The sequence below is a fragment of the Actinomadura hibisca NBRC 15177 genome (assembly GCF_001552635.1).
GTDB classification, from domain to species: Bacteria; Actinomycetota; Actinomycetes; order Streptosporangiales; family Streptosporangiaceae; genus Spirillospora; species Spirillospora hibisca.
Genome location: NZ_BCRO01000001.1, coordinates 85,006 through 104,870, shown reverse-complemented (window position 1 = coordinate 104,870; position 19,865 = coordinate 85,006). Strand labels below are relative to the sequence as shown.

General features: G+C 72.2%; 20 protein-coding genes. 10 read left to right on the top strand and 10 right to left on the bottom strand.

The annotated features are described in order from the left end of the window. The first annotated feature begins 10 nt into the window (after window positions 1–10). The gene (locus AH6_RS00465; RefSeq protein WP_067471534.1) at window positions 11–991 is read left to right on the top strand and encodes a helix-turn-helix transcriptional regulator; all 981 of its coding nucleotides are present in this window, start codon (window positions 11–13) and stop codon (window positions 989–991) included. Here AH6_RS00465 and AH6_RS44500 read toward each other — a convergent pair. Both AH6_RS44500 and AH6_RS00460 read right to left on the bottom strand, forming a co-directional pair. Further along, on the bottom strand, window positions 981–1,130 hold the full coding sequence (locus AH6_RS44500) for a GPGG-motif small membrane protein (RefSeq protein WP_169807778.1): 150 nt from the start codon (window positions 1,128–1,130) through the stop codon (window positions 981–983). The two genes, AH6_RS00465 and AH6_RS44500, sit on opposite strands and share 11 nt — an antisense overlap. Before the next feature lie 131 nt (window positions 1,131–1,261). Next, window positions 1,262–3,442, bottom strand: a complete 2,181-nt coding sequence (locus AH6_RS00460; protein WP_083982078.1) for an anthranilate synthase component I — start codon at window positions 3,440–3,442, stop codon at window positions 1,262–1,264. A 294-nt stretch (window positions 3,443–3,736) separates the two neighbouring features. On the opposite strand from AH6_RS00460, the gene AH6_RS00455 reads away from it, so the two are divergent. The 3 genes from AH6_RS00455 to mctP all read left to right on the top strand — a co-directional run bounded on the left by AH6_RS00455 (window position 3,737) and on the right by mctP (window position 6,356). Then, entirely contained in the window at window positions 3,737–4,294 is a 558-nt protein-coding gene (locus AH6_RS00455; protein ID WP_169807777.1) for a VOC family protein, read from the top strand. A gap of 223 nt (window positions 4,295–4,517) precedes the next feature. Continuing rightward, window positions 4,518–4,742, top strand: a complete 225-nt coding sequence (locus AH6_RS00450) for a DUF3311 domain-containing protein (RefSeq protein WP_067471529.1) — start codon at window positions 4,518–4,520, stop codon at window positions 4,740–4,742. Window positions 4,743–4,745: 3 nt separating this feature from the next. Continuing rightward, a complete protein-coding gene (gene mctP, locus AH6_RS00445; protein WP_067471526.1) occupies window positions 4,746–6,356 on the top strand; it encodes a monocarboxylate uptake permease MctP in 1,611 nt (536 codons plus the stop codon). 39 nt (window positions 6,357–6,395) lie between these two features. Here the strand turns inward: mctP and AH6_RS00440 are convergent, their stop codons facing one another. Further along, a complete protein-coding gene (locus AH6_RS00440; RefSeq protein WP_067471523.1) occupies window positions 6,396–6,740 on the bottom strand; it encodes a DUF6285 domain-containing protein in 345 nt (114 codons plus the stop codon). Between the two features lie 52 nt (window positions 6,741–6,792). Here AH6_RS00440 and AH6_RS00435 point away from each other — a divergent pair, with 52 nt between their 5' ends. The 3 genes from AH6_RS00435 to AH6_RS00425 all read left to right on the top strand — a co-directional run bounded on the left by AH6_RS00435 (window position 6,793) and on the right by AH6_RS00425 (window position 9,234). Continuing rightward, complete coding sequence (locus AH6_RS00435) at window positions 6,793–7,986, top strand: acyl-CoA dehydrogenase family protein (RefSeq protein WP_067471520.1); 1,194 nt, start codon at window positions 6,793–6,795, stop codon at window positions 7,984–7,986. 146 nt (window positions 7,987–8,132) lie between these two features. Beyond that, window positions 8,133–8,636 (top strand): hypothetical protein, encoded by a 504-nt coding sequence (locus tag AH6_RS00430; RefSeq protein WP_067471517.1) that lies wholly within the window; start codon window positions 8,133–8,135, stop codon window positions 8,634–8,636. Next, entirely contained in the window at window positions 8,623–9,234 is a 612-nt protein-coding gene (locus AH6_RS00425; RefSeq protein WP_067471514.1) for a class F sortase, read from the top strand. The genes AH6_RS00430 and AH6_RS00425 overlap by 14 nt, the downstream gene beginning before the upstream one ends. Before the next feature lie 6 nt (window positions 9,235–9,240). Here AH6_RS00425 and AH6_RS00420 read toward each other — a convergent pair whose 3' ends face one another. The 3 genes from AH6_RS00420 to AH6_RS00410 form a co-directional block, all read right to left on the bottom strand. Then, on the bottom strand, window positions 9,241–10,251 hold the full coding sequence (locus tag AH6_RS00420; protein ID WP_067471509.1) for a phosphotransferase family protein: 1,011 nt from the start codon (window positions 10,249–10,251) through the stop codon (window positions 9,241–9,243). A 70-nt stretch (window positions 10,252–10,321) separates the two neighbouring features. Continuing rightward, window positions 10,322–10,708 (bottom strand): phosphomannose isomerase type II C-terminal cupin domain, encoded by a 387-nt coding sequence (locus tag AH6_RS00415; protein ID WP_067471506.1) that lies wholly within the window; start codon window positions 10,706–10,708, stop codon window positions 10,322–10,324. Further along, window positions 10,705–11,364, bottom strand: coding sequence for a TetR family transcriptional regulator (locus AH6_RS00410; protein WP_067471503.1), 660 nt, complete (start codon window positions 11,362–11,364; stop codon window positions 10,705–10,707). The genes AH6_RS00415 and AH6_RS00410 overlap by 4 nt, the downstream gene beginning before the upstream one ends. 173 nt (window positions 11,365–11,537) lie before the next feature. Between AH6_RS00410 and AH6_RS00405 the strand changes: the two genes are divergently transcribed. Next, complete coding sequence (locus tag AH6_RS00405; protein ID WP_157431188.1) at window positions 11,538–12,092, top strand: acyl-CoA thioesterase; 555 nt, start codon at window positions 11,538–11,540, stop codon at window positions 12,090–12,092. A 79-nt stretch (window positions 12,093–12,171) separates the two neighbouring features. Here AH6_RS00405 and AH6_RS00400 read toward each other — a convergent pair whose 3' ends face one another. After that, window positions 12,172–13,401 (bottom strand): acyl-CoA dehydrogenase family protein, encoded by a 1,230-nt coding sequence (locus tag AH6_RS00400; RefSeq protein ID WP_067471500.1) that lies wholly within the window; start codon window positions 13,399–13,401, stop codon window positions 12,172–12,174. Window positions 13,402–13,613: 212 nt separating this feature from the next. On the opposite strand from AH6_RS00400, the gene AH6_RS00395 reads away from it, so the two are divergent. Next, window positions 13,614–14,603 (top strand): sulfotransferase family protein, encoded by a 990-nt coding sequence (locus tag AH6_RS00395; RefSeq protein WP_067471496.1) that lies wholly within the window; start codon window positions 13,614–13,616, stop codon window positions 14,601–14,603. Window positions 14,604–14,680: 77 nt separating this feature from the next. On the opposite strand, the gene AH6_RS00390 is transcribed toward AH6_RS00395, so the two are convergent. The 3 genes from AH6_RS00390 to AH6_RS00380 all read right to left on the bottom strand — a co-directional run bounded on the left by AH6_RS00390 (window position 14,681) and on the right by AH6_RS00380 (window position 18,300). Next, complete coding sequence (locus AH6_RS00390; RefSeq protein WP_245679100.1) at window positions 14,681–15,550, bottom strand: hypothetical protein; 870 nt, start codon at window positions 15,548–15,550, stop codon at window positions 14,681–14,683. Between the two features lie 163 nt (window positions 15,551–15,713). Beyond that, on the bottom strand, window positions 15,714–16,694 hold the full coding sequence (locus tag AH6_RS00385) for a glucosyl-3-phosphoglycerate synthase (RefSeq protein ID WP_083982077.1): 981 nt from the start codon (window positions 16,692–16,694) through the stop codon (window positions 15,714–15,716). A gap of 169 nt (window positions 16,695–16,863) precedes the next feature. Then, window positions 16,864–18,300: an XRE family transcriptional regulator gene (locus tag AH6_RS00380; protein ID WP_157431195.1), complete on the bottom strand. Its 1,437-nt coding sequence runs from the start codon at window positions 18,298–18,300 to the stop codon at window positions 16,864–16,866. Between the two features lie 150 nt (window positions 18,301–18,450). Here AH6_RS00380 and aceA point away from each other — a divergent pair, with 150 nt between their 5' ends. Beyond that, window positions 18,451–19,734 (top strand): isocitrate lyase, encoded by a 1,284-nt coding sequence (aceA, locus tag AH6_RS00375; RefSeq protein ID WP_067471487.1) that lies wholly within the window; start codon window positions 18,451–18,453, stop codon window positions 19,732–19,734. Window positions 19,735–19,865: the final 131 nt, after the last annotated feature.

Sequence of the window (19,865 nt, the reverse complement as noted above, 5' to 3'; positions counted from 1 at the left end):
GGATGGTGCGATGCGCGCGTCCCGCCTCATCTCGATGGTCCTGCTGCTCCAGTCGCGGGAGGCCATGACCGCCGCCGAGCTGGCCCGCGAGCTGGAGGTGTCCGAGCGCACGGTGTACCGGGACGTGGAGGCGCTGTCGGCGGCCGGGGTGCCGGTCTACGCCGAGCAGGGGCGGCGCGGCGGGTACCGGCTGGTCGGCGGGTACCGGACGCGGCTGACCGGGCTGAGCCGCGAGGAGGCCGAGGCGCTGTTCCTGGCGGGATTGCCGGGCCCGGCTGGTGACATGGGGCTGGCCGACGCGGTCGCGGCGGCCGAGCTGAAGGTGCTGGCGGCGCTGCCGTCGTCATTGCGGGACGCGCCGGCGCGGACGGGGCAGCGGTTCCATCTGGACGCGCCCGGCTGGTTCGGGGAGTCCGGGCCGCCGCCGCTGCTGCGGGACCTCGCGCGGGCGGTGTGGCGCGACGAGGTCGTGGAGCTGCGCTACCGCAAGGGCCGGGACGGCGAGGTCTTGCGCGTGGCCGAGCCTTACGGGCTGGTGCTCAAGAACGGCACCTGGTACCTGGTGGCCCGGGTGGACGGGAGCGCCCGCACCTACCGCGTGGACCGGGTGGCGGCGGTGGCCCCCACCGGGGCGGTGTTCGAGCGGGACGAGGGGTTCGACCTGCCCGGTCACTGGGCCGGGCAAGCGGAGCGGTTCGTGCGGTCGATGTTGAAAGAGGAGATCACCGTGCGGCTGAGCCCGGCCGGGATGCGCGCGCTGCGGCACGTGGCCGAGCCGTACGCGGTCGAGCGGGCCGTCGCGACGGCCGGGGAGCCCGACGCGGACGGGTGGACGCGTACCACCCTGCCCGTCGAGTCCCCGGACGTCGCGCTCGACCAGCTGTTGCGGCTGGGCGCGGAGGTCGAGGTCGTGGCGCCGCGCGAGCTGCGCGAGCGCCACGCCGCGACCGTCCGCCTGGCGGCCGGCCGTTACGGGGGCGTCAAGGGTTGAAGATGCTGACGCCGCCGGGGCCGACCAGGAAGCCGAGAACGATGAGGACGATCCCCCACAGCAGGTCGCGCCGGGCGATGATCACGTAGATCCCGGCGATGATCATGATGACGGCGATGAGCCAGAGAATCGTAGCCATGGCGCCAAGATCCCCGCCCCTGACCGGGACAAACGCGGATCATCGCTACGGTGTCCGAAATCACCGTTCTATCAGGACACTAATCTCCCGACCTGCGCGTTGGAGCACGATCGGCGGCCCGCCTCTCGTCCCTAACTCGCCCGCTTGCGGCACAACTCCAGCACGTTCGCCACGATGCGGTGCCCCGCGCCGCCCGCCGCCGTCAGGATCGACTCCGGGTGGAACTGCACCGCCCAGCGCCGCCGCTCCGGGTCCTCGATCGCCATCACCACCTCGCCGGTCCGCGCCGTGACCTCGAAGCCCTTCACCTGCTCGGGGGTGGCGTGCAGGGAGTGGTAGCGGGCGGCGGTGAACTCGGCGGGCAGCCCCGCCAGCAGCTCGCCGCCGGTCACCCGCACCCGGCCGGGCTTGCCGTGCGCGGGCTCGGGCAGCAGCCCCAGCTCGCCCCCGGCGTGCTCGACCATGGCCTGCAGGCCCAGGCACACGCCGAACACCGGCAGCTCGCGCGCGTCCAGGTCGTCCAGCAGCTTTCCGGCGGCGAAGTCGTCCGGGCGGCCGGGGCCGGGCGACAACACCACCAGGTCGGGGGCCTGCTCGTCCAGCATCCGCGCCGGGAAGCCGTGCCGCAGCGTGACGACCTCGGCGCCCTGCTGCCGGAAGTAGTCGGCCAGGGTGTTGACGAAGGAGTCCTCGTGGTCGACCAGCAGCACCTTCAGCCCGTCGCCCGGCCCGGCCTCGGCCCGCTCGGCGGCGGGCGCGGCACCGGCGGCCCCGGACGCGGCCTCGCCCTCGGAGGCGGCGAGTGCGCCCAGCAGCGCGCTGGCCTTCAGGTGCGTCTCGCGCTCCTCCTCGTCGGGGTCGGAGTCGTACAGCAGCGTCGCGCCCGCCCGGACGGTGGCGATCCCGTCGCGGATCTGCGCGGTGCGCAGCGTCAGCCCGGTGTTCATCGAGCCGTCGAAGCCGACGCAGCCGACCGCGCCGCCGTACCAGCGGCGCGGCGCGTCCTCGTGGTCCTCGATGAACTGCATCGCCCACGTCTTGGGCGCGCCGGTGACGGTCACCGCCCACATGTGGGTGAGGAAGGCGTCCAGCGCGTCGAAACCGGGGCGCAACCGCCCCTCGATGTGGTCGACGGTGTGGATCAGCCGCGAGTACAGCTCGATCTGGCGGCGGCCCAGCACCCTGACGCTGCCGGGCACGCACACCCGCGACTTGTCGTTGCGGTCCACGTCGGTGCACATCGTCAGCTCGGACTCGTCCTTGGCCGAGGTGAGGATGGTGCGGATCTGCTCGGCGTCCTCCAGCGCGTCGCCGCCGCGCCGGATCGTGCCCGCGATCGGGCAGGTCTCCACCCGGTCGCCGCTCACCCGCACGAACATCTCCGGCGACGCCCCGACCAGGTACTCGCCCTCGCCCAGGTTGAACATGAACTCGTACGGCGCGGGGTTGGTCTCGCGCAGCCGCTCGAAGAAGGCCGCCGGGGAGGTGCAGCGCCCGTACATGGCGTGGCCCGGCGTCACCTCGAACAGGTCGCCGCGCACGAACTTGTCCTTGGCGTCGCGCACCATCTGCGCGTACACGCCCGGGACGGGCTGCGGCGGCAGCTCGGCGGCGACCGGGACCGGCGTCGGCTCGGTGGCGCGCGGCAGCCCCGCCGTGCTCGCGCCGCCGACCTCGAACTCGTAGGACATGCGGTGGGAGGTCTCGCGCTTGCGGTCCACCACCACCATCTCGTCGGCCAGGTGCAGCACCAGGTCGCGCTGGTGGTCGGGGCGCTCCAGGCGGGTGCGCAGCGGCTCGAACTGGAGCGTCAGGTCGTAGCCGAACGCGCCGTACAGGCCGAGGTGCGGGTCGTCGCAGCGGAACAGGTCGACGACGGCGCGCAGCGCCGTGAAGACGGTGGGCTGGCGGCTGCGCTCCTCCTCGGGGAAGAACCCGTCGGACGGCGGCACGTGCACGGCGAACCGGCCCGGCTCGTCGGCCACGACCTCACCGGTGCCGCGCAGCACCTCCGCCAGCGCGGGCAGCAGCACCCGGCCCCGGTCGTTCAGCGCCTCGGCGGTGACGGTGCGGCCGCGCGCGACCAGCTCCAGGCAGGGGTCGAGGTAGGCCATGTGCCAGCGGCTGTAGCGGCCGGGATACTCCATGCCGGAGCTGAGCACGCCGCCGCGCCGCTCCCCCACGGCGGCGACGAGGGCGTTGAGCACGTCGGACTTGCGCTCGGAATCGACCGGCGTGGCGGTACGGGTCACCCGTACGCCACCGGCGGTGACGAACTCGGTGGTCAGCGGCTGGTGCGGGACGGTCTCCACCGTGGGTGGCCCCTCGTGGTCGGGCCCCGTCCGGTCGGGAAACGCGAGACGACCGCCGGACGGGGCGGTCGCCTGGAAGTCGAACGTGCGAGAACCGGCGCCGCCTCAGCGGCGCCACCACCACTGGCGGTCTCCGGTTCGCATGGGGCGAGGGTACCGGGTCGCGGGGGTGCGGGCCAAGCGCCCGGGTCGGCGTGCGGGCCGGGCACGGGTCGGGCGGGGTTCTGTTCGCGGCCAGTTCCTGTCAGGATGGACGCAAGGGATCACTTGCACGCGAGGCGCGGGAGGACCGCCGTGGACCGGGTCAACACCGAGTTCGAGCTGCGCGGCGTCAACCACCTGGCCCTGGTCTGCCGGGACATGAAGGCGACGGTGGACTTCTACCAGGGCGTGCTGGGCATGCCGCTGATCAAGACCATCGAGCTGCCGATGGGCTGGGGCCAGCACTTCTTCTTCGACTGCGGCGGCGAGAACGCGCTGGCGTTCTTCTGGTTCCCCGACGCGCCCGAGGGCGTGCCCGGCGTGTCGGCGCCCAAGAACCTGCCCGACCGGGGCGAGCTGCTGTCGGCGGTCGGGTCGATGAACCACATCGCCTTCGACGTGCCGCCCGAGCGCATCGAGGAGTACCGCGACCGGCTCGTCGCCAAGGGGATCGACGTCGGCGTGCTGCTCAACCACGACGACAGCGAGTTCGGCGTGGCCAAGGAGATGCACGAGGGCGTGTTCGTGCGGTCGATCTACTTCAAGGACCCCGACGGGATCCTGGTGGAGTTCGCCGCCTGGACCCGCGAGCTGGACCGGCCCGAGGACGTGCGGCACGAACCGCGCACCGCCGCCGACCGCACCGTGTGACCGGTACCTGCGCCCCGCACCCTGTGACCCGCTGCTGACGCATCGTCCACTATCTCTGCTCTGACCTGCACGTCCACATATTGGAACGTTCCGGCAAAGTCGTGCCGCGACCGAGATCCTCCCGTGATCCCTGGGCCAGTAGGCTCACGCCACCCATCCCCGGGGCGCGGATCGTCTCACCATACGGACACCCCGTGCCCTGCCCACGCAACGAGGAGAATCCGTGGCCGCGCAAGACCCGCCGCCGGAACCCCGCCGGACCGACCGCAGCCCATGGAACTGGCTGCTGGTGGTCCCGGTCGTCCTGCCCCTGCTCACCCTGCTGTTCAACAGGGACGAGCCCAGGATCGCCGGATTCCCGGCCTTCTACTGGATCCAGCTCTGCTTCATCCCGCTGGGCGTGGCCTGCACGGTCCTCGTCTACCGGATGACCCGGAAGAAGGGCTGAGCCGTGTCGAGCGAGCACCTCACCGAACTCATCATCTTCGGCGTGCTGTTCCTGGTGGTCAGCGGCATGGGCTTCGTCGCCGCGCGGTGGCGCCGCCCCACCTCCATGGAGAGCCTGGACGAGTGGGGCCTGGGCGGCCGCAACTTCGGCAGCTGGATCACCTGGTTCCTCATCGGCGGCGACCTGTACACCGCCTACACCTTCGTGGCGGTCCCGGCGCTGGTGTTCGGCGCGGGCGCGGCCGGGTTCTACGCCGTGCCCTACACGATCGTGGTCTACCCGCTGGTGTTCCTGGTGCTGATCCGGCTGTGGTCGGTGTCGCACGTGCACGGCTTCGTCACCCCGGCCGACTTCGTGCGGGCCCGGTTCGGCTCGCCCACGCTGGCGCTGGTCATCGCGCTCACCGGCATCGTGGCGACCATGCCCTACATCGCGCTCCAGCTCGTCGGCATCGAGGCGGTGCTGAAGGCGATGGGGGTGCACGGGCACTGGCCGATCATCATCGCGTTCGCGATCCTGGCGGCCTACACCTACCAGTCGGGGCTGCGCGCCCCCGCGCTGATCGCGTTCGTCAAGGACGTGCTGATCTACATCGTGATCATCGCGGCCGTGCTCTACATCCCCAGCAAGCTGGGCGGCTGGGGCAGCATCTTCGACGCCGCGCAGGCCAAGTTCGACAAGACCCCGGCGCCGAACGACGGCGTCCTGCTCGACGGCAGCAACCAGCTCAACTACGCGATGCTCGCGCTGGGCTCCGCGCTGGCGCTGTTCCTGTACCCGCACAGCATCACCGGCGTGCTGGCCAGCAAGAACCGCAACGTCATCAAGCGCAACATGGCGGCGCTGCCCGCCTACAGCTTCGTGCTGGGCCTGATCGCGCTGCTGGGCTTCATGGCCATCGCGGCGGGCGTCAAGCCGATCACCACCGACGGCAAGGTCGACACCAACACCGTGGTGCCGCTGCTGTTCGACCAGACCTTCCCGAGCTGGTTCACCGGCGTCGCCTACGCCGCCATCGGCATCGGCGCGCTGGTGCCCGCCGCGATCATGTCGATCGCCGCGGCGAACCTGTTCACCCGCAACATCTACCGCGAGTACTGGCGCAAGGACGCCTCCGAGAAGGAGGAGGCGACCGTCAGCAAGCTGGTGTCGCTGGTCGTCAAGGTCGGCGCGGTGGCCTGCATCCTGCTGCTGGACCCCGAGTTCTCCATCGACCTCCAGCTCATCGGCGGCGTCATCATCCTCCAGACGCTCCCGGCGGTCGGCCTCGGCCTGGTCACCCGCTGGTTCCACCGCGGCGCGCTGGTCGTCGGCTGGGCGGGCGGCCTGATCGCGGGCCTGTGGATGCTCTACCAGATCCCCAACGTGGCCAAGAAGAAGGAGCACTTCGGCGGCTCGGCCTTCAAGCTGAGCGAGTTCGGCTTCGACACGACCATGACGGTGTACGTGGGCGTGCTGGCGCTGGCCGTGAACCTGGTCCTGGCCGTCGTCGTGACGCTGGTGCTGCGCGGCGCGAAGGTGGCCGACGGCGTGGACGCTACCCGCGAGGCGGACTACACCGCCGACGAGGGAGACCCGAAGGTGAAGGACCTGGAGCTGTCCTCCAGCACCTGATCCGTGGAGTCCGCGCGAATCCGGTCTGCGTGGGCGGCGTCAGCCGTCCAGGTAGGCCGGATTCGCCACTTCCAGCTTGTCGCGGACGGCGTCGAGCAGCGCCGCCTTGAGCTCGTCGTGGCGGTCGTCCAGGTCGCCCGCCCTGATGGCGGCGGCCAGGGCGGCGTCGTCGGAGCAGCCGAAGGCGCGCAGCCGTTCCCGGTGCCGGGCGGCCTGCTCGGGCCCCAACTCCATCTCCCGTTCCACGATCGCCAGCGAGTTGATCGCGACGAGGCCGTGGAAGCGGGTGCGTCCCTCCAGCGCGCCGAGCACGTCGCGTTCCAGGAACTCGCGGACGGCCGCGACCAGTTCGGCGGCGGACGGGGCGTCGTGCGGCGGGGGCATCGCGCATCTCCCTCGACTCGGACAGAATGCGATTCTAGCCCGAGGAGGGATCATGAGCTTCGAGATGCCCGCGTCCGTGCGGCCGGTCCGCGACGCCGTCCACGCCTTCATGACCGAACGGGTCGAGCCCGCCGAGCCCGAACTGCGCGCCGGCGGCGAGCAGGCCGAGCGGTTGCTGCGCGATCTCCAGCGCCAAGCCAAGGACGAGGGCCTGTGGGCGCTCGGCCACCCCGTCGAGCTGGGCGGGGGCGGGCTGCCGTTCCTCGACTACGTGTACGTCAACGAGGTGCAGGGCCGCAGCGAGTTCGGGCAGCTCGCGCTCGGCACGTTCACGTTGCAGGACTCGCTGATGCTCCACCGCCACGCCAGCGACGCCCAGCGCGAGCGTTTCCTCAAGCCGCTGGTGCAGGCCGACATCTACCCCAGCTTCGCGATGACCGAGCCCGGCATCTCCAGTTCCGATCCCACCCAGCTCACCACCACCGCGACGCTGGAGGGCGGCGAGTGGGTGATCCGGGGCCGCAAGTGGTTCACCACCCTCGCCGACCGGGCCGCCTACACCACCGTGATGTGCCGCACCGAGCCCGCCGACGCCTCGCCCCACCTGTCGTTCAGCATGATCCTGGTGCCGACCGACACCCCCGGCTACACCATCGTGCGCGACACCCCGGTGCTCGGCCTGGACGGCGGGCACTGCGAGGTGCTCTACGACGAGGTCCGGGTGCCCGAGGACCACCTGCTCGGGCCGCGTGGCCACGGCTTCGTCATCGCGCAGGAGCGGCTCGGGCCCGGCCGCATCTTCCACTGCATGCGGTTCCTCGGGCAGGCGCAGCGGGCGTTCGACCTGATGTGCGCGCGGCTGCACCAGCGCAGCGCGTTCGGCGGGCCGCTGTCCGAAAAGCAGCTCCTCCAGCAGCACGTGTTCGACTCCTACACCGAGATCCAGGCGGCCCGGCTGCTCACGCTCCAGGCCGCCCACAAGATCGACTCCGGGGACCGGGCGCGGGTGGAGATCGGGGCGGTCAAGGTGGCGGCGGCGCGGATGTTGCACAACGTCATCGACCGCGCGATCCAGGTGCACGGGGCCGAGGGGCTGACCGGGGACACGCCGCTGGACCACATGTACCGGCACGCGCGGGCGGGCCGCATCTTCGACGGCCCGGACGAGGTGCACGTCACCACCACCGCGCGCCGCATCCTGAAGGAGTACGCCGAGGGCCGGACCTGGGAGTTCGGCCTGCGCTGAGCCGTTGCCCCCTGGGCCGCGACCCGCCCGTCGGGCCCACAAGACTCGGCAAAGAAAGCCCCCGCGCCCCCTTGATCGACGTGTGGTCAGGGAATCACGTTCCGCGAGGACGACCAGAGGCACACTCAGGATCTCGGGGGGACAGGGTGCACACGAAAGCCGCCGTCCGCACAGGGCTGCTCACGGGGGCGCTGCTGACGGGCCTCGCCGCGTTCGGGCCTGTCGCGCACGCCGACGACCTCGACGTCGACCCGTCGGTCGCCCGTCCCGGCCAGACCGTCACCGTCGCCGGAGGTTGCAAGGACACCGACCGCTACGTGTCGATCTCCGGCGCGGCCCAGGGCAAGGGCGTCGTCAACGACGGCTGGTTCAGCGTCTCGGTGCGGGTCGCCAAGGACCGGCCCGGCACCTACCGGGTCGAGGCCAAGTGCATCACCTCCAACTACTCCCAGCAGGGCACGGTGCGGGTGAAGCAGGGCGGCACCGACAACGACCACGACCGGCAGCCGCACGGCTGGGCGACCACGGGCGGCGGCGGCACGCAGGGGCCGGAGCTGCCGTGGACCGGCATGGGCATGGCCCTGGTGGCGGGCGCGGCCGGGATCGGCGGCGCGGCCCTGCTGCGGTCGCGGGCCCGTGGGCGGGCCTAACCGCGGCGTTCTCGTCGCGGGCGGCCTGGTGGTGCTGGGCGCGCTCGCGATGGGGCACGGCGTGCGCGGCCAGCAGGAGGCGCCGCACTACCGCGACCAGGGCGGGCCGCGCGCGTTGTGGAACATCCCGGACGGGCCGGAGCTGCCCGCCTCGCCCCCGGCGCGGATCGAGATCCCCGGCATCAAGGTGAAGGCCAAGGTGATCCGGGTCGGGCAGAACGAGGACCGCACCGTGCAGGTGCCGCCGTTCGCCCGCTCCGGCGACGCGGGCTGGTACGAGCACGGGCCCGCGCCCGGCAGCCGGGGACCGGCGGTGCTGCTCGGCCACTACGACGACCTGGACGGCGAGGCCGTGTTCTTCCGGCTGCACAAGCTGAAGCCGGGCGCGCGCGTCACCGTCGTACGGCAGGACCACGAGAAGGCGGTGTTCCAGGTGGACGCCGTCGAGCAGGTCCCCAAGTGGGAGTTCCCGCGCAGCCGCGTGTACGGGGAGGTGCGCTACGCGGGGTTGCGGCTGGTGACGTGCGGCGGCTCCTACGACAAGAGCGACCACTCCTACCGCGACAACGTCATCGTCTACGCGCACCTGATCAAGTAGCAAGGGTCAGGGCAACATCCGCAGCAGGTCCCACTCGTTCTCGGCGACGCGGCGGCCGATCGCCGCCAGCTCCACCGACCGCTCGCCGCCGGTGAGGTGCCGCTGCGCCTGCATCAGGCAGATGACGGCCCAGCGCGCCACCCCGAACATCTCCCACCAGCGCAGCGCGGCCCGGTCGACGGTCGTGCCGCTCGCGCGCTCGTAGCCGTCCACCAGCTGCTCGTAGGTGCCGAAGCCGCCGACGGGGGGTTCCGCGCCGAACCGCCACGCCTTCACGCACAACCACCCCAGGTCCTCCATGGGGTCGCCGAGGTGGGCCAGCTCCCAGTCCAGGACGGCGCGCACGCCGTCCTGGCCGATGATGAGGTTGCCGTTGCGGAAGTCGCCGTGCACGACGGTCGTGTGTCGCGCGGGCGGCCGATCCTGCTCCAGCCTGCGCAACGCGAACTCCAGCGCGGGCTGGGGCCGTCCGGTCGCCTCCAGCACGGCCCGCCAGGTGTCGAACTGGTCGGCCGCATCGAGGCCGGGCACGTCCTCGGGCGGGATGCGGTGCACCGCCGCCAGGATCTCGCCGCAACGAACGGCCAGCCCGGCGCGGGCCTCCGCCAGGGTGGGATCGCGCAGGACGCGGCGCGGGATGGTCTCGCCCTCGACACGTTCCATGACGACGAACTCCGCGCCGAGCGGACCGTCCCCGTCACCCGCCGCGACCACCGCCGGACTCGGCACCCCGGCGGCCCCGGCGGCACGCATCAGCGCGGCCTCGCGCACGAGCGGCACGCCCATGCCGACGTCCTGCGCGCCGAGCCGCAGGATCAGCGGGTGCTCCTCCCCCGCCGCCGTGACGGCATCGAACGAGCAGGTCGTCCGGGACGAGCCGCCCGCCGCGCGGCCCAGCCCGCGCACCCGCACGCCGGGCCCGTAGTGCCCGGCGAGCACGTCCGCCAGCGGCCCGGCCAGCCGGTCGAGGTCCATCCGCACGCCCTCCCACGCCGCCGATAAGCGATCACTTGCCATCCTGGCAGGGATCGCCGCGCGGATCGACCACGATCCGCGTCACGCGGGCGGGCGGCGGCGGACAGGCGGGCTAGGCGCGGCCGTAGGAGTCCTCCAGGCGCTCGATGTCGTCCTCGTCGAACGTCCCGAACGCGATCTCCATGACCCGCACCGCCGGGCCCGCGGAGCTCAGCCGGTGGGTCTCCCCCGCCCGGATGAACACCCGCTCGCCCACCTCGGGCAGGATGCGGCGCCCGGCCACCTCGAACACCGCGCCGGGGTCGAGCGCGACCCACAGCTCGTCGCGGTCGCGGTGGCGCTGCAGGCTCAGCCGCTGCCCCGGGTCCACGTGGATCAGCTTCACGGTGGACGGCTCGTTCAGCGTGAAGCGCTCGAAGCCGCCCCAGGGGCGCCGGTCGGTCTCGACGGCCGGCTCGGGGCGCAGGTCGGTCTGCACGGTCACCTCGGTATTCGTCATTCTCGGAACAACTCCAGGACGCGGCCCTCGGCGGCGACCGCCGGGAGCCCGTCCAGGATCAGGTCGGCCAGCCCGTCCACCACGGCCTCGCGCGGCACCTCGTCGGCGTGGTCCAGCCACCAGTCGCCGGCGGTCTGCACCATGCCGACCACCGCGTGGCCCCACACGTAGGCGCGGGTGCGCTCGGCCGGGCCGGTCATGCCGGCGTCGGCGATCATCACCTCGGCCAGCTCCCGGCTCACCCCGCGGATCATGGTGCTCATCGCGCTGTGGGTGGCCGCGTCCTCGGCGCTGGCGCGGTGCATCAGGAAGCGGTACAGGTGGAGGTTGGCCGAGATCGTGGCCAGGTAGGTCTCGATCGTGGAACGGGTGCGGGCGCGCACCGAGCCCACCCGGGAGAACTCCTCCCGGATGCCCTCGACGAGCTTGCGGGTGTGCCGCTCGGCGAGCGCCTGGTACAGGCCGCTCTTGTCGCCGAAGTGCCGGTACAGGATCGGCTTGCTGATGCCCGCCTCGGCGGCGATGGCGGCCATCGACGCCTCCGGGCCCTCCCGCTGGATGACCCGGTCGGCGGCCTCCAGCAGGGCGCGCCGCCGGCCGGGGTCGCGCCGCGACCCCGCCTGCGCCCCGCCCGTGCCCGCGCCCGCTCCCGTCATGATCCGCTCACCTTACGCCAGCGTCCGGGCCCGGCCGCCGCCAGGTGACCCGGCCGGCGGCGCCCGCCGCGCGACACACGTGACCCAGAGTGATCAACTGCTTGCCCTCCGTGCACGATCCGCCTAGTTTCGAGGTGATCTCCGCATTCCCCTGCAGAAACACGAGGTGAGCCATGTCCGGGCAACCCGCCGCCGTCCGCGTCCTGCAACGCATAGAACTCTGCGACACCGACGTCACGGGCCACTACCACCACTCCACGGTGATCCGCTGGGTGGAGGCCGCCGAGCAGACGCTGCTGCACCGGCTGGGCCTGGAGTACCTGCCGATCATGCCGCGGGTGAACTACACCGCCAGCTACCGGCACCGCCTGTGGCGGCACGAGGTCGTCGAGGTCGGCCTGCGCGTCGCCGAGGTCGGCCGCACCTCGCTGCGCTACCTGTTCGAGGTCGCCGGCGGCGAGGGGCCGTCGGTGGACGGCTCCCTCACCGTGGTGAAGGTCGAGGCCGACAGCGGGCCCGCCCGGCCCTGGACCGGCCAGGAGCGCAAGGTGCTGCTGGAGTCCGGGCCGCAGGAGGGCGACCTGCTGCGGTCCCCGCGCCGCGCCGTGGCCCGCGTCACCGAGCGTCACGAGACCGCCCGGCGCGAGCCGGGCCACCGCGGCTCGCGGCGCTGCGACCCGGCGGCGACCCGGCCGAGCGCCGACGCGTGGGGCATCGGCTTCGGCTGACCCGTTCCCCGAACGGTCCCCGAACGCGTCCCGGCGCGGCCCTGAGGCCGTGCCGGGACGCGGTGGCGCGGGCATCGGTTCAGCGGACCGGCAGGCCGGTGACGGTGCGGCCGATCACCAGGCGCTGGATCTCGCTGGTGCCCTCGAAGATCGTGAAGATCTTGGAGTCGCGGTGCATGCGCTCCACCGGGTACTCGCGGGTGTAGCCGTTGCCGCCGAGGATCTGGATGGCCTCCTCGGTGACGCGCACGGCGGCCTCGGAGGCCATGAGCTTGGCCATCGAGCCCTCGGCGCTGGTGAAGTCCTTGCCGGTGCGGGCCATCCAGGCGGCGCGCCACACCATGAGGCGGGCGGCGTCGATCTGGCACTTCATGTCGGCCAGCTTGAACGCGATGGCCTGGAAGTCGCCGATCTTCTTGCCGAACTGCTCGCGCTCGGTGGCGTACTGCAGCGCGTAGTCGTAGGCGGCGCGGGCGACGCCGAGGGCCATCGCGCCCACGGTCGGGCGGGTGGTCTCGAAGGTCTTCATCGCGGCCTGGCCCTTGGCCCTCTTGCCCTCGCGGACGCGGGCGATGCGCTCGTCGAACTTCTCCTTGCCGCCGATGATCAGGCCGCCCGGCACGCGCACGTTGTCGAGGATGACCTCGGCGGTGTGCGAGGCGCGGATGCCGTGCTTCTTGAACTTCTGGCCCTGCTTCAGGCCGGGGGTGTTCGGCGGGACGATGAAGCTGGCCTGGCCCCGGCTGCCCAGCTCGGGGTGGACCGAGGCGACGATGACGTGGATGTCGGCGATGCCGCCGTTGGTCGCCCAGGTCTTGGTGCCGTTCAGCACCCACTCGTCCTTGGCCTCGTCGTAGACGGCGCGGGCCCGGATGGAGCCGACGTCGCTGCCGGCGTCGGGCTCGGAGGCGCAGAACGCGCCGAGCTTCACGTCGTCGGCGGTGCCGAACATCTGCGGGACCCACTCGGCGACCTGGTCGGGGGTGCCGACCGCGGCGACGGAGGCGGCGGCCAGGCCGGTGCCCACGATCGACAGCGCGATGCCGGCGTCACCCCAGAACAGCTCCTCGAAGGCCACCGGGATGCCGAGACCGGTGGGCTCCAGCCACTGGGTGGCGAAGAAGTCCAGCGAGTAGATGCCGACCTTGGAGGCCTCCTGGATGAGCGGCCAGGGGGTCTCCTCGCGCTCGTCCCACTCCTCGGCGGCGGGGCGGATCACGTCGCGCGCGAACTCGTGCACCCACTTCTGGACCTCGCTGACGTCCTCGCTCGGCTCCAGCGAGAAGCCCGCCTGCTCGGTGCTCGTCATCGTTATTGACCCTTTCTCCAATATCCCGTGTTACCAACGGTAGCACCTTTGCGAGTTACCGCGGGTAACAGGGTGGCCCGGGTCACAGCGGAGCCGGGTGGAAGTCGAACGCGCCGGGGCACTGGGAAGGCGTACGCCTAGATGCCTACTAATTAGGTGGGTAAAGTCGTAAACCATCGATCCGCTGTTCCTCCGAGAAACGGGAGACGGAAATGGCACTGCCCGACTTCCTGGTCGCCGGCGCGCCCAAAGCGGGGACCACCGCCCTGCACGCCGCGCTCGCCGCCCACCCGGGCCTGTACCTGTCGCCGGTGAAGGAACCGAAGTTCTTCCTCACCGACGGCCCGCCGCCCGCCCGGGGCGGCCCCGGCGACGCCCAGACCTACCGGGAGCACGTCTGGCGCCGGGACGACTACGAGGCCCTGTTCGACGGCGCGCCCGACGGCGCCCTGCGCGGGGAGTCCACGCCGTTCTACCTCTACGACGCCGGCGCCCGCGAGCGCATCCGGGCCCTGGTGCCGGAGGTGAAGCTGATCGTCGTCCTGCGGGACCCGGTGGAGCGCGCCCACTCCAACTGGACGCACCTGTGGTCGGCGGGCCTGGAGCCGATCGGCGACGTCGTGCAGGCCTGCGCGGAGGAGCCCCGCCGGATCGCCGCGGGCTGGGCGCACTTCTGGCACTACACCGGGCTCGGCCGGTACGGGGAGCAGCTGGAGGCTCTGTACCGGCTGTTCCCGCGCGAGCAGGTGCTGACGCTGCGCTACCTGTCCCTGGTGCGGGAGCCCGCCGCCACGCTGGACCGCATCTGCGACTTCCTGGGCGTGGAGACCGGCGTCCTCGGCGAGATACCGCGCGAGAACGTCACCGCCCATCCCGACGCCACGCTGCGGCACCGCGTCCTGGCCCGCACGTTGCGGATCGGCACGGCGGCCGACGCCCTGCTGCCCCGGCACCCGCTCGCCCGGATCACCTCGCCGCTGGAGCGGGCCCTCCAGGAGAACGGCCGCCAGCGGCTGCCGCTGTCCTGGGACGAGCGCCAGGCGCTCATCCCCCACTTCGAGGACGACATCGAGCTGCTGGAGAAGATCACCGGCCAGGACTTCGCCGACTGGCGCAAGCCCCGCGACGACAGCGGCGGGCGCGTGGGCGACCGTCCGGCCGGGCAGCGCCAGGCCCGCAACGGCCGCCCCCGCTCACGCTGACCCGCACTTAGCTGACGCTGAGCCGCACTGACGCTGAGCCGTACTGGCCCGCGCCGAGCCGCCGGGGCGGGTCCGCCCTAGCCCGCCCCGGCTCCGGCGCGCAGCTCGGTGCGCAGCTCGTGCGCGCCGTCCGCCCGCGTCATCTCGTAGTAGAGGCGGTGGCCGCCGTCGCCGGTGGGCAGCACCTCCAGGTAGCGCAGGCCGCCCCGACTGTAGGGCGAGCGGCCCCAGGGCTCCGATCCCGACGCCGTGAGCGCGCCGGGGGTGGTGCCGACGGCGATGCCGGTCCGCTCCTCGTAGTTCTCCGAGGCGCTGGCGCGGCCGTCGTAGGCGGCGACGATCCCGCCGGGCGTGAACCGGACGGCGCTGACCCGCACGCCACGCGCGTCCCAGCTGCCCGCGCGGCGGTCCAGCGCGGTGCCGTGCCAGCGCCACTCCAGGCCGTCGTCGCTGGTGGCGTAGTCGGTGACCATCTGGTCGGCCTGGTGGTCCTCGGCCAGCGGGTGGCAGGAGGCCCACAGGTGCCAGCGGCCCTCGTGGTGCACGATCACCGGGTCCTTGACGCCGGTCGCGGCGTCGCCGGGCAGCACCACCCGGCTGGTGCGGGGGTCGAACCCGGCCGGGTCGGCGGCCTCCAGCACCTCCACCCGCCAGTGCTTGGTGCCGGTCGTGGCGCAGCTCAGGTACAGCCGCCAGACGCCCTCGGGGGTCCGCACCAGCGCGGGCCGCTCCAGGGACTCGGCGTCCATCTCCTCCTTGCCGATGACCAGGAGGGTCTCGAAGCGCTCACCGTCGGCCGAGCGCGCCACCGCCACCGCGTGCCCGCGACCCTCGCCGAGCGGGCGGCGCATCCGGTAGGCGAGGTAGACCGCGCCGTCGGCGGCCACGGCGCTCGGCGCGCCGACCCACCAGCCCTCGCCGTCGGCCTCGGGTTCGATCACGGTCACCGACCGGTCCGGCCGGGGCACCAGCCCCGCGGTCCACTGATCCCATTCCCCTGTATTCACACCTGAACGATAGGACATTCCGGCGCCGGGCGCCCGGACGACCGGCCCGCCCGTGGTGCGGCCCGTGGTGCGGCCCGTGGTGCGGCCCGTGTCCCGGGCCAGCTCAGGAGGTCAGGGAGCGGCGTGCCGCCGCGTAGCCGGGCACGTCGATCATCGGCGGGCGCTCGCCCACGCCGACGTCGCTGACCCGCGCCTCGGCCGCGCCGTCGCCGCCCCGGCGGAACTGGGTGAGCGCGGTCGCCGGGGCCTCCAGCGGCAACATCCGGCCGTGCCGCTGGAGCCGCGACCAGGCGGTCAGCATGATCTGGCCCGACATCGCGCCGAGCGCCTCGGTGCTCTGGTGGGAGTGCACCCGGCGGCCGAGGTCCACCTGCGCGATGGCGTCCAGGCCCGCCTCCTCGTACACGTCCAGCAGCAGGCCGAGCTCCACGCCGTAGCCGGTGACGAACGGCAGCCGCTCCAGCAGCCCGCGGCGGCCCGCGTACTCCCCGCCCAGCGGCTGCATCACCCCGGCGAGCCGGGGCCAGTGCAGGTTGATCAGCGGGCGGGCGACCAGCTCGGTGACCCGGCCGCCGCCGCCTTCGACCGCGCCGCCGCCGGTCAGCAGCGGCCGGTCGTAGCAGCCCTTGACGTAGCCGACGGCGGGGTCGGCCAGCAGCGGCCCGAGCAGGCCGGTGACGTAGGAGGAGGTGAAGCCGCGCAGGTCGGCGTCCACGAAGACCAGCAGGTCGCCGGTGGTGACCGCCAGCGACTTCCAGAGCGCCTCGCCCTTGCCCGACAGGCGGCCCTCGCCGGGCAGCACCTCGTCCTGGGCGACGACCTCGGCCCCGGCCGCCGCGGCGACGGCGGCGGTGCGATCGGTGGAGCGGGAGTCGATCACCACGATCTCGTCCACCAGCGGGGTGCGCTCGACCAGGTCGCGGCGGAGGGCGCCGACGATGGCGCCGACGGTCTCCTCCTCGTCGCGGGCGGGCAGCACGACGCTGATCCGGGCCGCCCCCTTGGCGGCCAGCAGGGTGTGCGGCGGCCAGTCGGCCGCCGCGCTGGTACGGCGGCGCATCCACGACGCGACCTCAGGCAGCACGCGCTCTCCCCTCCCGTGCGGACGGCTGGTGCGGGCCGGCCGCCCCGCCGAAGACCCTGCGCGGGCGGCGGCCCGTCTCCAGGAAACGCCATGTCATCGCAGATCGTGCACCGGTGGGGCGTGGGCGCGTCAGCCGACCCGAAGAGTTAACAGCGGCACAACACACCGGTCATCCGGTGGCGTGCCGGTCCAGGAACGTGTACACGTCGGACTCGTCCACGCCGGGGAACGCGCCGGGCGGCAGCACCGACAACACGTGCGAGTGCGCGCGGGCCGACGGCCACGCCATGCCCTCCCAGCGCTCGGCCAGCTCCTTGGGCGGGCGCTGGCAGCAGTCGCCGTCGGGGCAGGCCGAGCGGACGCGGTTGGTGGTCTCGCGGCCGCGGAACCAGCGCGAGTCCTCGAACCGCACGCCCAGCGTGATGGCGAAGTCGCGCTCGTGGGTGGGGTCGATGTGCGACAGGCACCAGTAGGTGCCCTTGGGGGTGTCGGTGTACTGGTAGTAGACCGAGAACCGGTCGGAGGCGTCGAACACGTGGCGGCCGGCCCACTCGCGGCACATCCGCTGGCCCTCGATGGCGCCGTCCTCGTCCTGGGGGAAGATCAGGCCGTCGTTGGCGTAGGCCTTGTAGATGGTGCCGTTCTCGTCGTTCTTGGTGAAGTGCAGTTGCAGGCCCAGGTGCTGGGTGGCGACGTTGGTGAAGCGGTGCGCGGCCATCTCGTAGGAGACGGCGAACACGTCGGCGAGGTCCTCCACCGACAGCTCGCGGTTGGCCTTGGCCTCCTGCAGGAACGGCACCACCGCGCGCTCGGGCATCAGCATGGCCGCGCCGAAGTAGTTGGCCTCCACGCGCTGGCGGAGGAAGTCGGCGAAGTCGCGGGGGACGTCGTGGTCGAGCGCGATGTGGCCGAGGGTCTGGAGCAGGATCGTGCGCGGGGTGTGCATGCCGAGCTGCTCGCGCTCCAGGTAGATGCGCCGGTTGCGCAGGTCGGTGATGGAGCGCACCGAGCGGGGCAGGTCCTGCACGTACTGGAGGCCGAAGCCGAAGTGGCTGACCAGCGTCATCAGCATGCCCTGGGAGACCGCGCCGCCCCGGTAGCCGACCGCGTCCAGCGTCTGGGCGGCGACGCGCTCGATCTCGCCGAAGTAGTTGCCGCGCTCGTGCATCCCGCGGCGCAGCTCGGCGTTGGCCTTGCGCGCCTCCTCGGGGCTGGCGGTCGGCTTGGTGCGGCTGCGCCGCAGCTCGCCGTACAGCGCCAGGATGTGCTCGATGACCTCGTTCGGCATGCGCTTGCTCACCTTGAGGTGGGACAGGCCGAGGGTCCGGTAGAGCGGGTCGCGCTGGGCCTCCTCCAGCGCGATCTCCAACTGGGCGCGGCGGCTGGGCGGCTGCTTGCGCAGAAGTTCCTCGACGGGGACCTCCAGCGCCGAGGCCAGCGACTGGAGCAGCGACAACTTCGGCTCGCGCCGCCCGTTCTCCAGCAGGGAGAGCTGGGAGGGGGCGCGCCCGACACGTTCGCCCAGGTCGGAGAGGGTCATGCCGCGACTGCGCCGGAGATGACGCAGGCGCTGCCCGAAGGTGACGAGATCTACGTCACTCGTCAACATGAGGGGTTCTTCTGGCCGCAAGGTCGTCACGGCTTCATGGTAGCGGAAAATTCGCAGTTCTTTCGTTACCCACGAGTTCACTAAGGGGTTGCAACCGGGGCATAGTCGTGGTCAAGCACCCAGGGGACGACACGGAAGGGCAAGAACATGAGCGACAGTCGCCTCAAGGGCGCAGCCGACGAGCTGCGGCAGCAGTGGGCCAACGACGAGCGCTGGAACGGCATCGAGCGGACCTACTCGGCCGAGGACGTCGTCAAGCTGCGCGGTTCGGTCCAGGAGGAGCAGACCCTCGCCCGCCTCGGCGCCGAGCGCCTGTGGAAGCTGCTGCACGAGGAGGACTACGTCCACTCCCTCGGCGCGCTGACCGGCATGCAGGCCGTCCAGCAGGTCAAGGCGGGCCTCAAGGCCATCTACCTGTCGGGCTGGCAGGTCGCCGCCGACGCCAACCTGGCCGGCCAGACCTACCCCGACCAGTCGATCTACCCGGCCAACTCCGTGCCGCAGGTCGTGCGCCGCATCAACAACGCGCTGCTGCGCGCCGACCAGGTCGCCTGGAGCGAGGGCGGCGACGACACGCACTACCTCGCCCCGATCGTGGCCGACGCCGAGGCCGGCTTCGGCGGCGTGCTCAACGCCTTCGAGCTGATGAAGGGCATGATCGCCGCCGGTGCGGCGGGCGTGCACTGGGAGGACCAGCTGGCCTCCGAGAAGAAGTGCGGCCACCTGGGCGGCAAGGTCCTCATCCCGACCTCGCAGCACATCAAGACCCTGAACACCGCCCGCCTCGCGGCGGACATCTCAGGCGTGCCGTCCCTGATCATCGCGCGGACCGACGCCGAGGCCGCGACCCTGATCACGACGGACGTGGACGAGCGCGACCGCGAGTTCATCACCGGCGACCGCACCGCCGAGGGCTTCTACCGGGTCCGCAACGGCATCGAGCCCTGCATCGCCCGCGCCAAGGCCTACGCGCCCTACTCCGACCTCATCTGGATGGAGACCGGCACCCCGGACCTGGAGCAGGCCCGCAAGTTCGCCGAGGCCGTCAAGGCCGAGTACCCGGACCAGATGCTGGCCTACAACTGCTCGCCGTCGTTCAACTGGAAGAAGCACCTGGACGACGCGACCATCGCGAAGTTCCAGCGCGAGCTGGGCCACATGGGCTTCAAGTTCCAGTTCATCACGCTGGCCGGCTTCCACTCGCTGAACAGCGGCATGTTCGACCTGGCCTACGGCTACGCCCGCGAGGGCATGACCGCCTACGTCGAGCTGCAGGAGCGCGAGTTCGCGGCGGCCGAGCGCGGCTTCACCGCCGTCAAGCACCAGCGCGAGGCCGGCACCGGCTACTTCGACCTGGTCAGCACCGCCATCGCCCCGGACTCGTCCACCACGGCGCTCAAGGGCTCCACCGAGGAAGGCCAGTTCCACTGAGTTCTCTGAGCCCTGGCCCAAGGGGTTCGCCTAGCGGCTCACCCCTTGACCAGAGCTTGGCGAATGCCACATCGCTTCGCGATCTGTCCCGGCCGGGTTCGCCTCCGGCATCACCCGGCCGGGACAGTTAG

Coding starts and splice junctions, on each gene's coding strand:
- AH6_RS00465 (WP_067471534.1), top strand. CDS start 11: ATGCGCGCGTCCCGCCTCATCTCGATGGTCCTGCTGCTCCAGTCGCGG.
- AH6_RS44500 (WP_169807778.1), bottom strand. CDS start 1,130: ATGGCTACGATTCTCTGGCTCATCGCCGTCATCATGATCATCGCCGGG.
- AH6_RS00440 (WP_067471523.1), bottom strand. CDS start 6,740: ATGCCCCCGCCGCACGACGCCCCGTCCGCCGCCGAACTGGTCGCGGCC.
- AH6_RS00435 (WP_067471520.1), top strand. CDS start 6,793: ATGAGCTTCGAGATGCCCGCGTCCGTGCGGCCGGTCCGCGACGCCGTC.
- AH6_RS00420 (WP_067471509.1), bottom strand. CDS start 10,251: ATGGCAAGTGATCGCTTATCGGCGGCGTGGGAGGGCGTGCGGATGGAC.
- AH6_RS00415 (WP_067471506.1), bottom strand. CDS start 10,708: ATGACGAATACCGAGGTGACCGTGCAGACCGACCTGCGCCCCGAGCCG.
- AH6_RS00410 (WP_067471503.1), bottom strand. CDS start 11,364: ATGACGGGAGCGGGCGCGGGCACGGGCGGGGCGCAGGCGGGGTCGCGG.
- AH6_RS00405 (WP_157431188.1), top strand. CDS start 11,538: ATGTCCGGGCAACCCGCCGCCGTCCGCGTCCTGCAACGCATAGAACTC.
- AH6_RS00400 (WP_067471500.1), bottom strand. CDS start 13,401: ATGACGAGCACCGAGCAGGCGGGCTTCTCGCTGGAGCCGAGCGAGGAC.
- AH6_RS00395 (WP_067471496.1), top strand. CDS start 13,614: ATGGCACTGCCCGACTTCCTGGTCGCCGGCGCGCCCAAAGCGGGGACC.
- aceA (WP_067471487.1), top strand. CDS start 18,451: ATGAGCGACAGTCGCCTCAAGGGCGCAGCCGACGAGCTGCGGCAGCAG.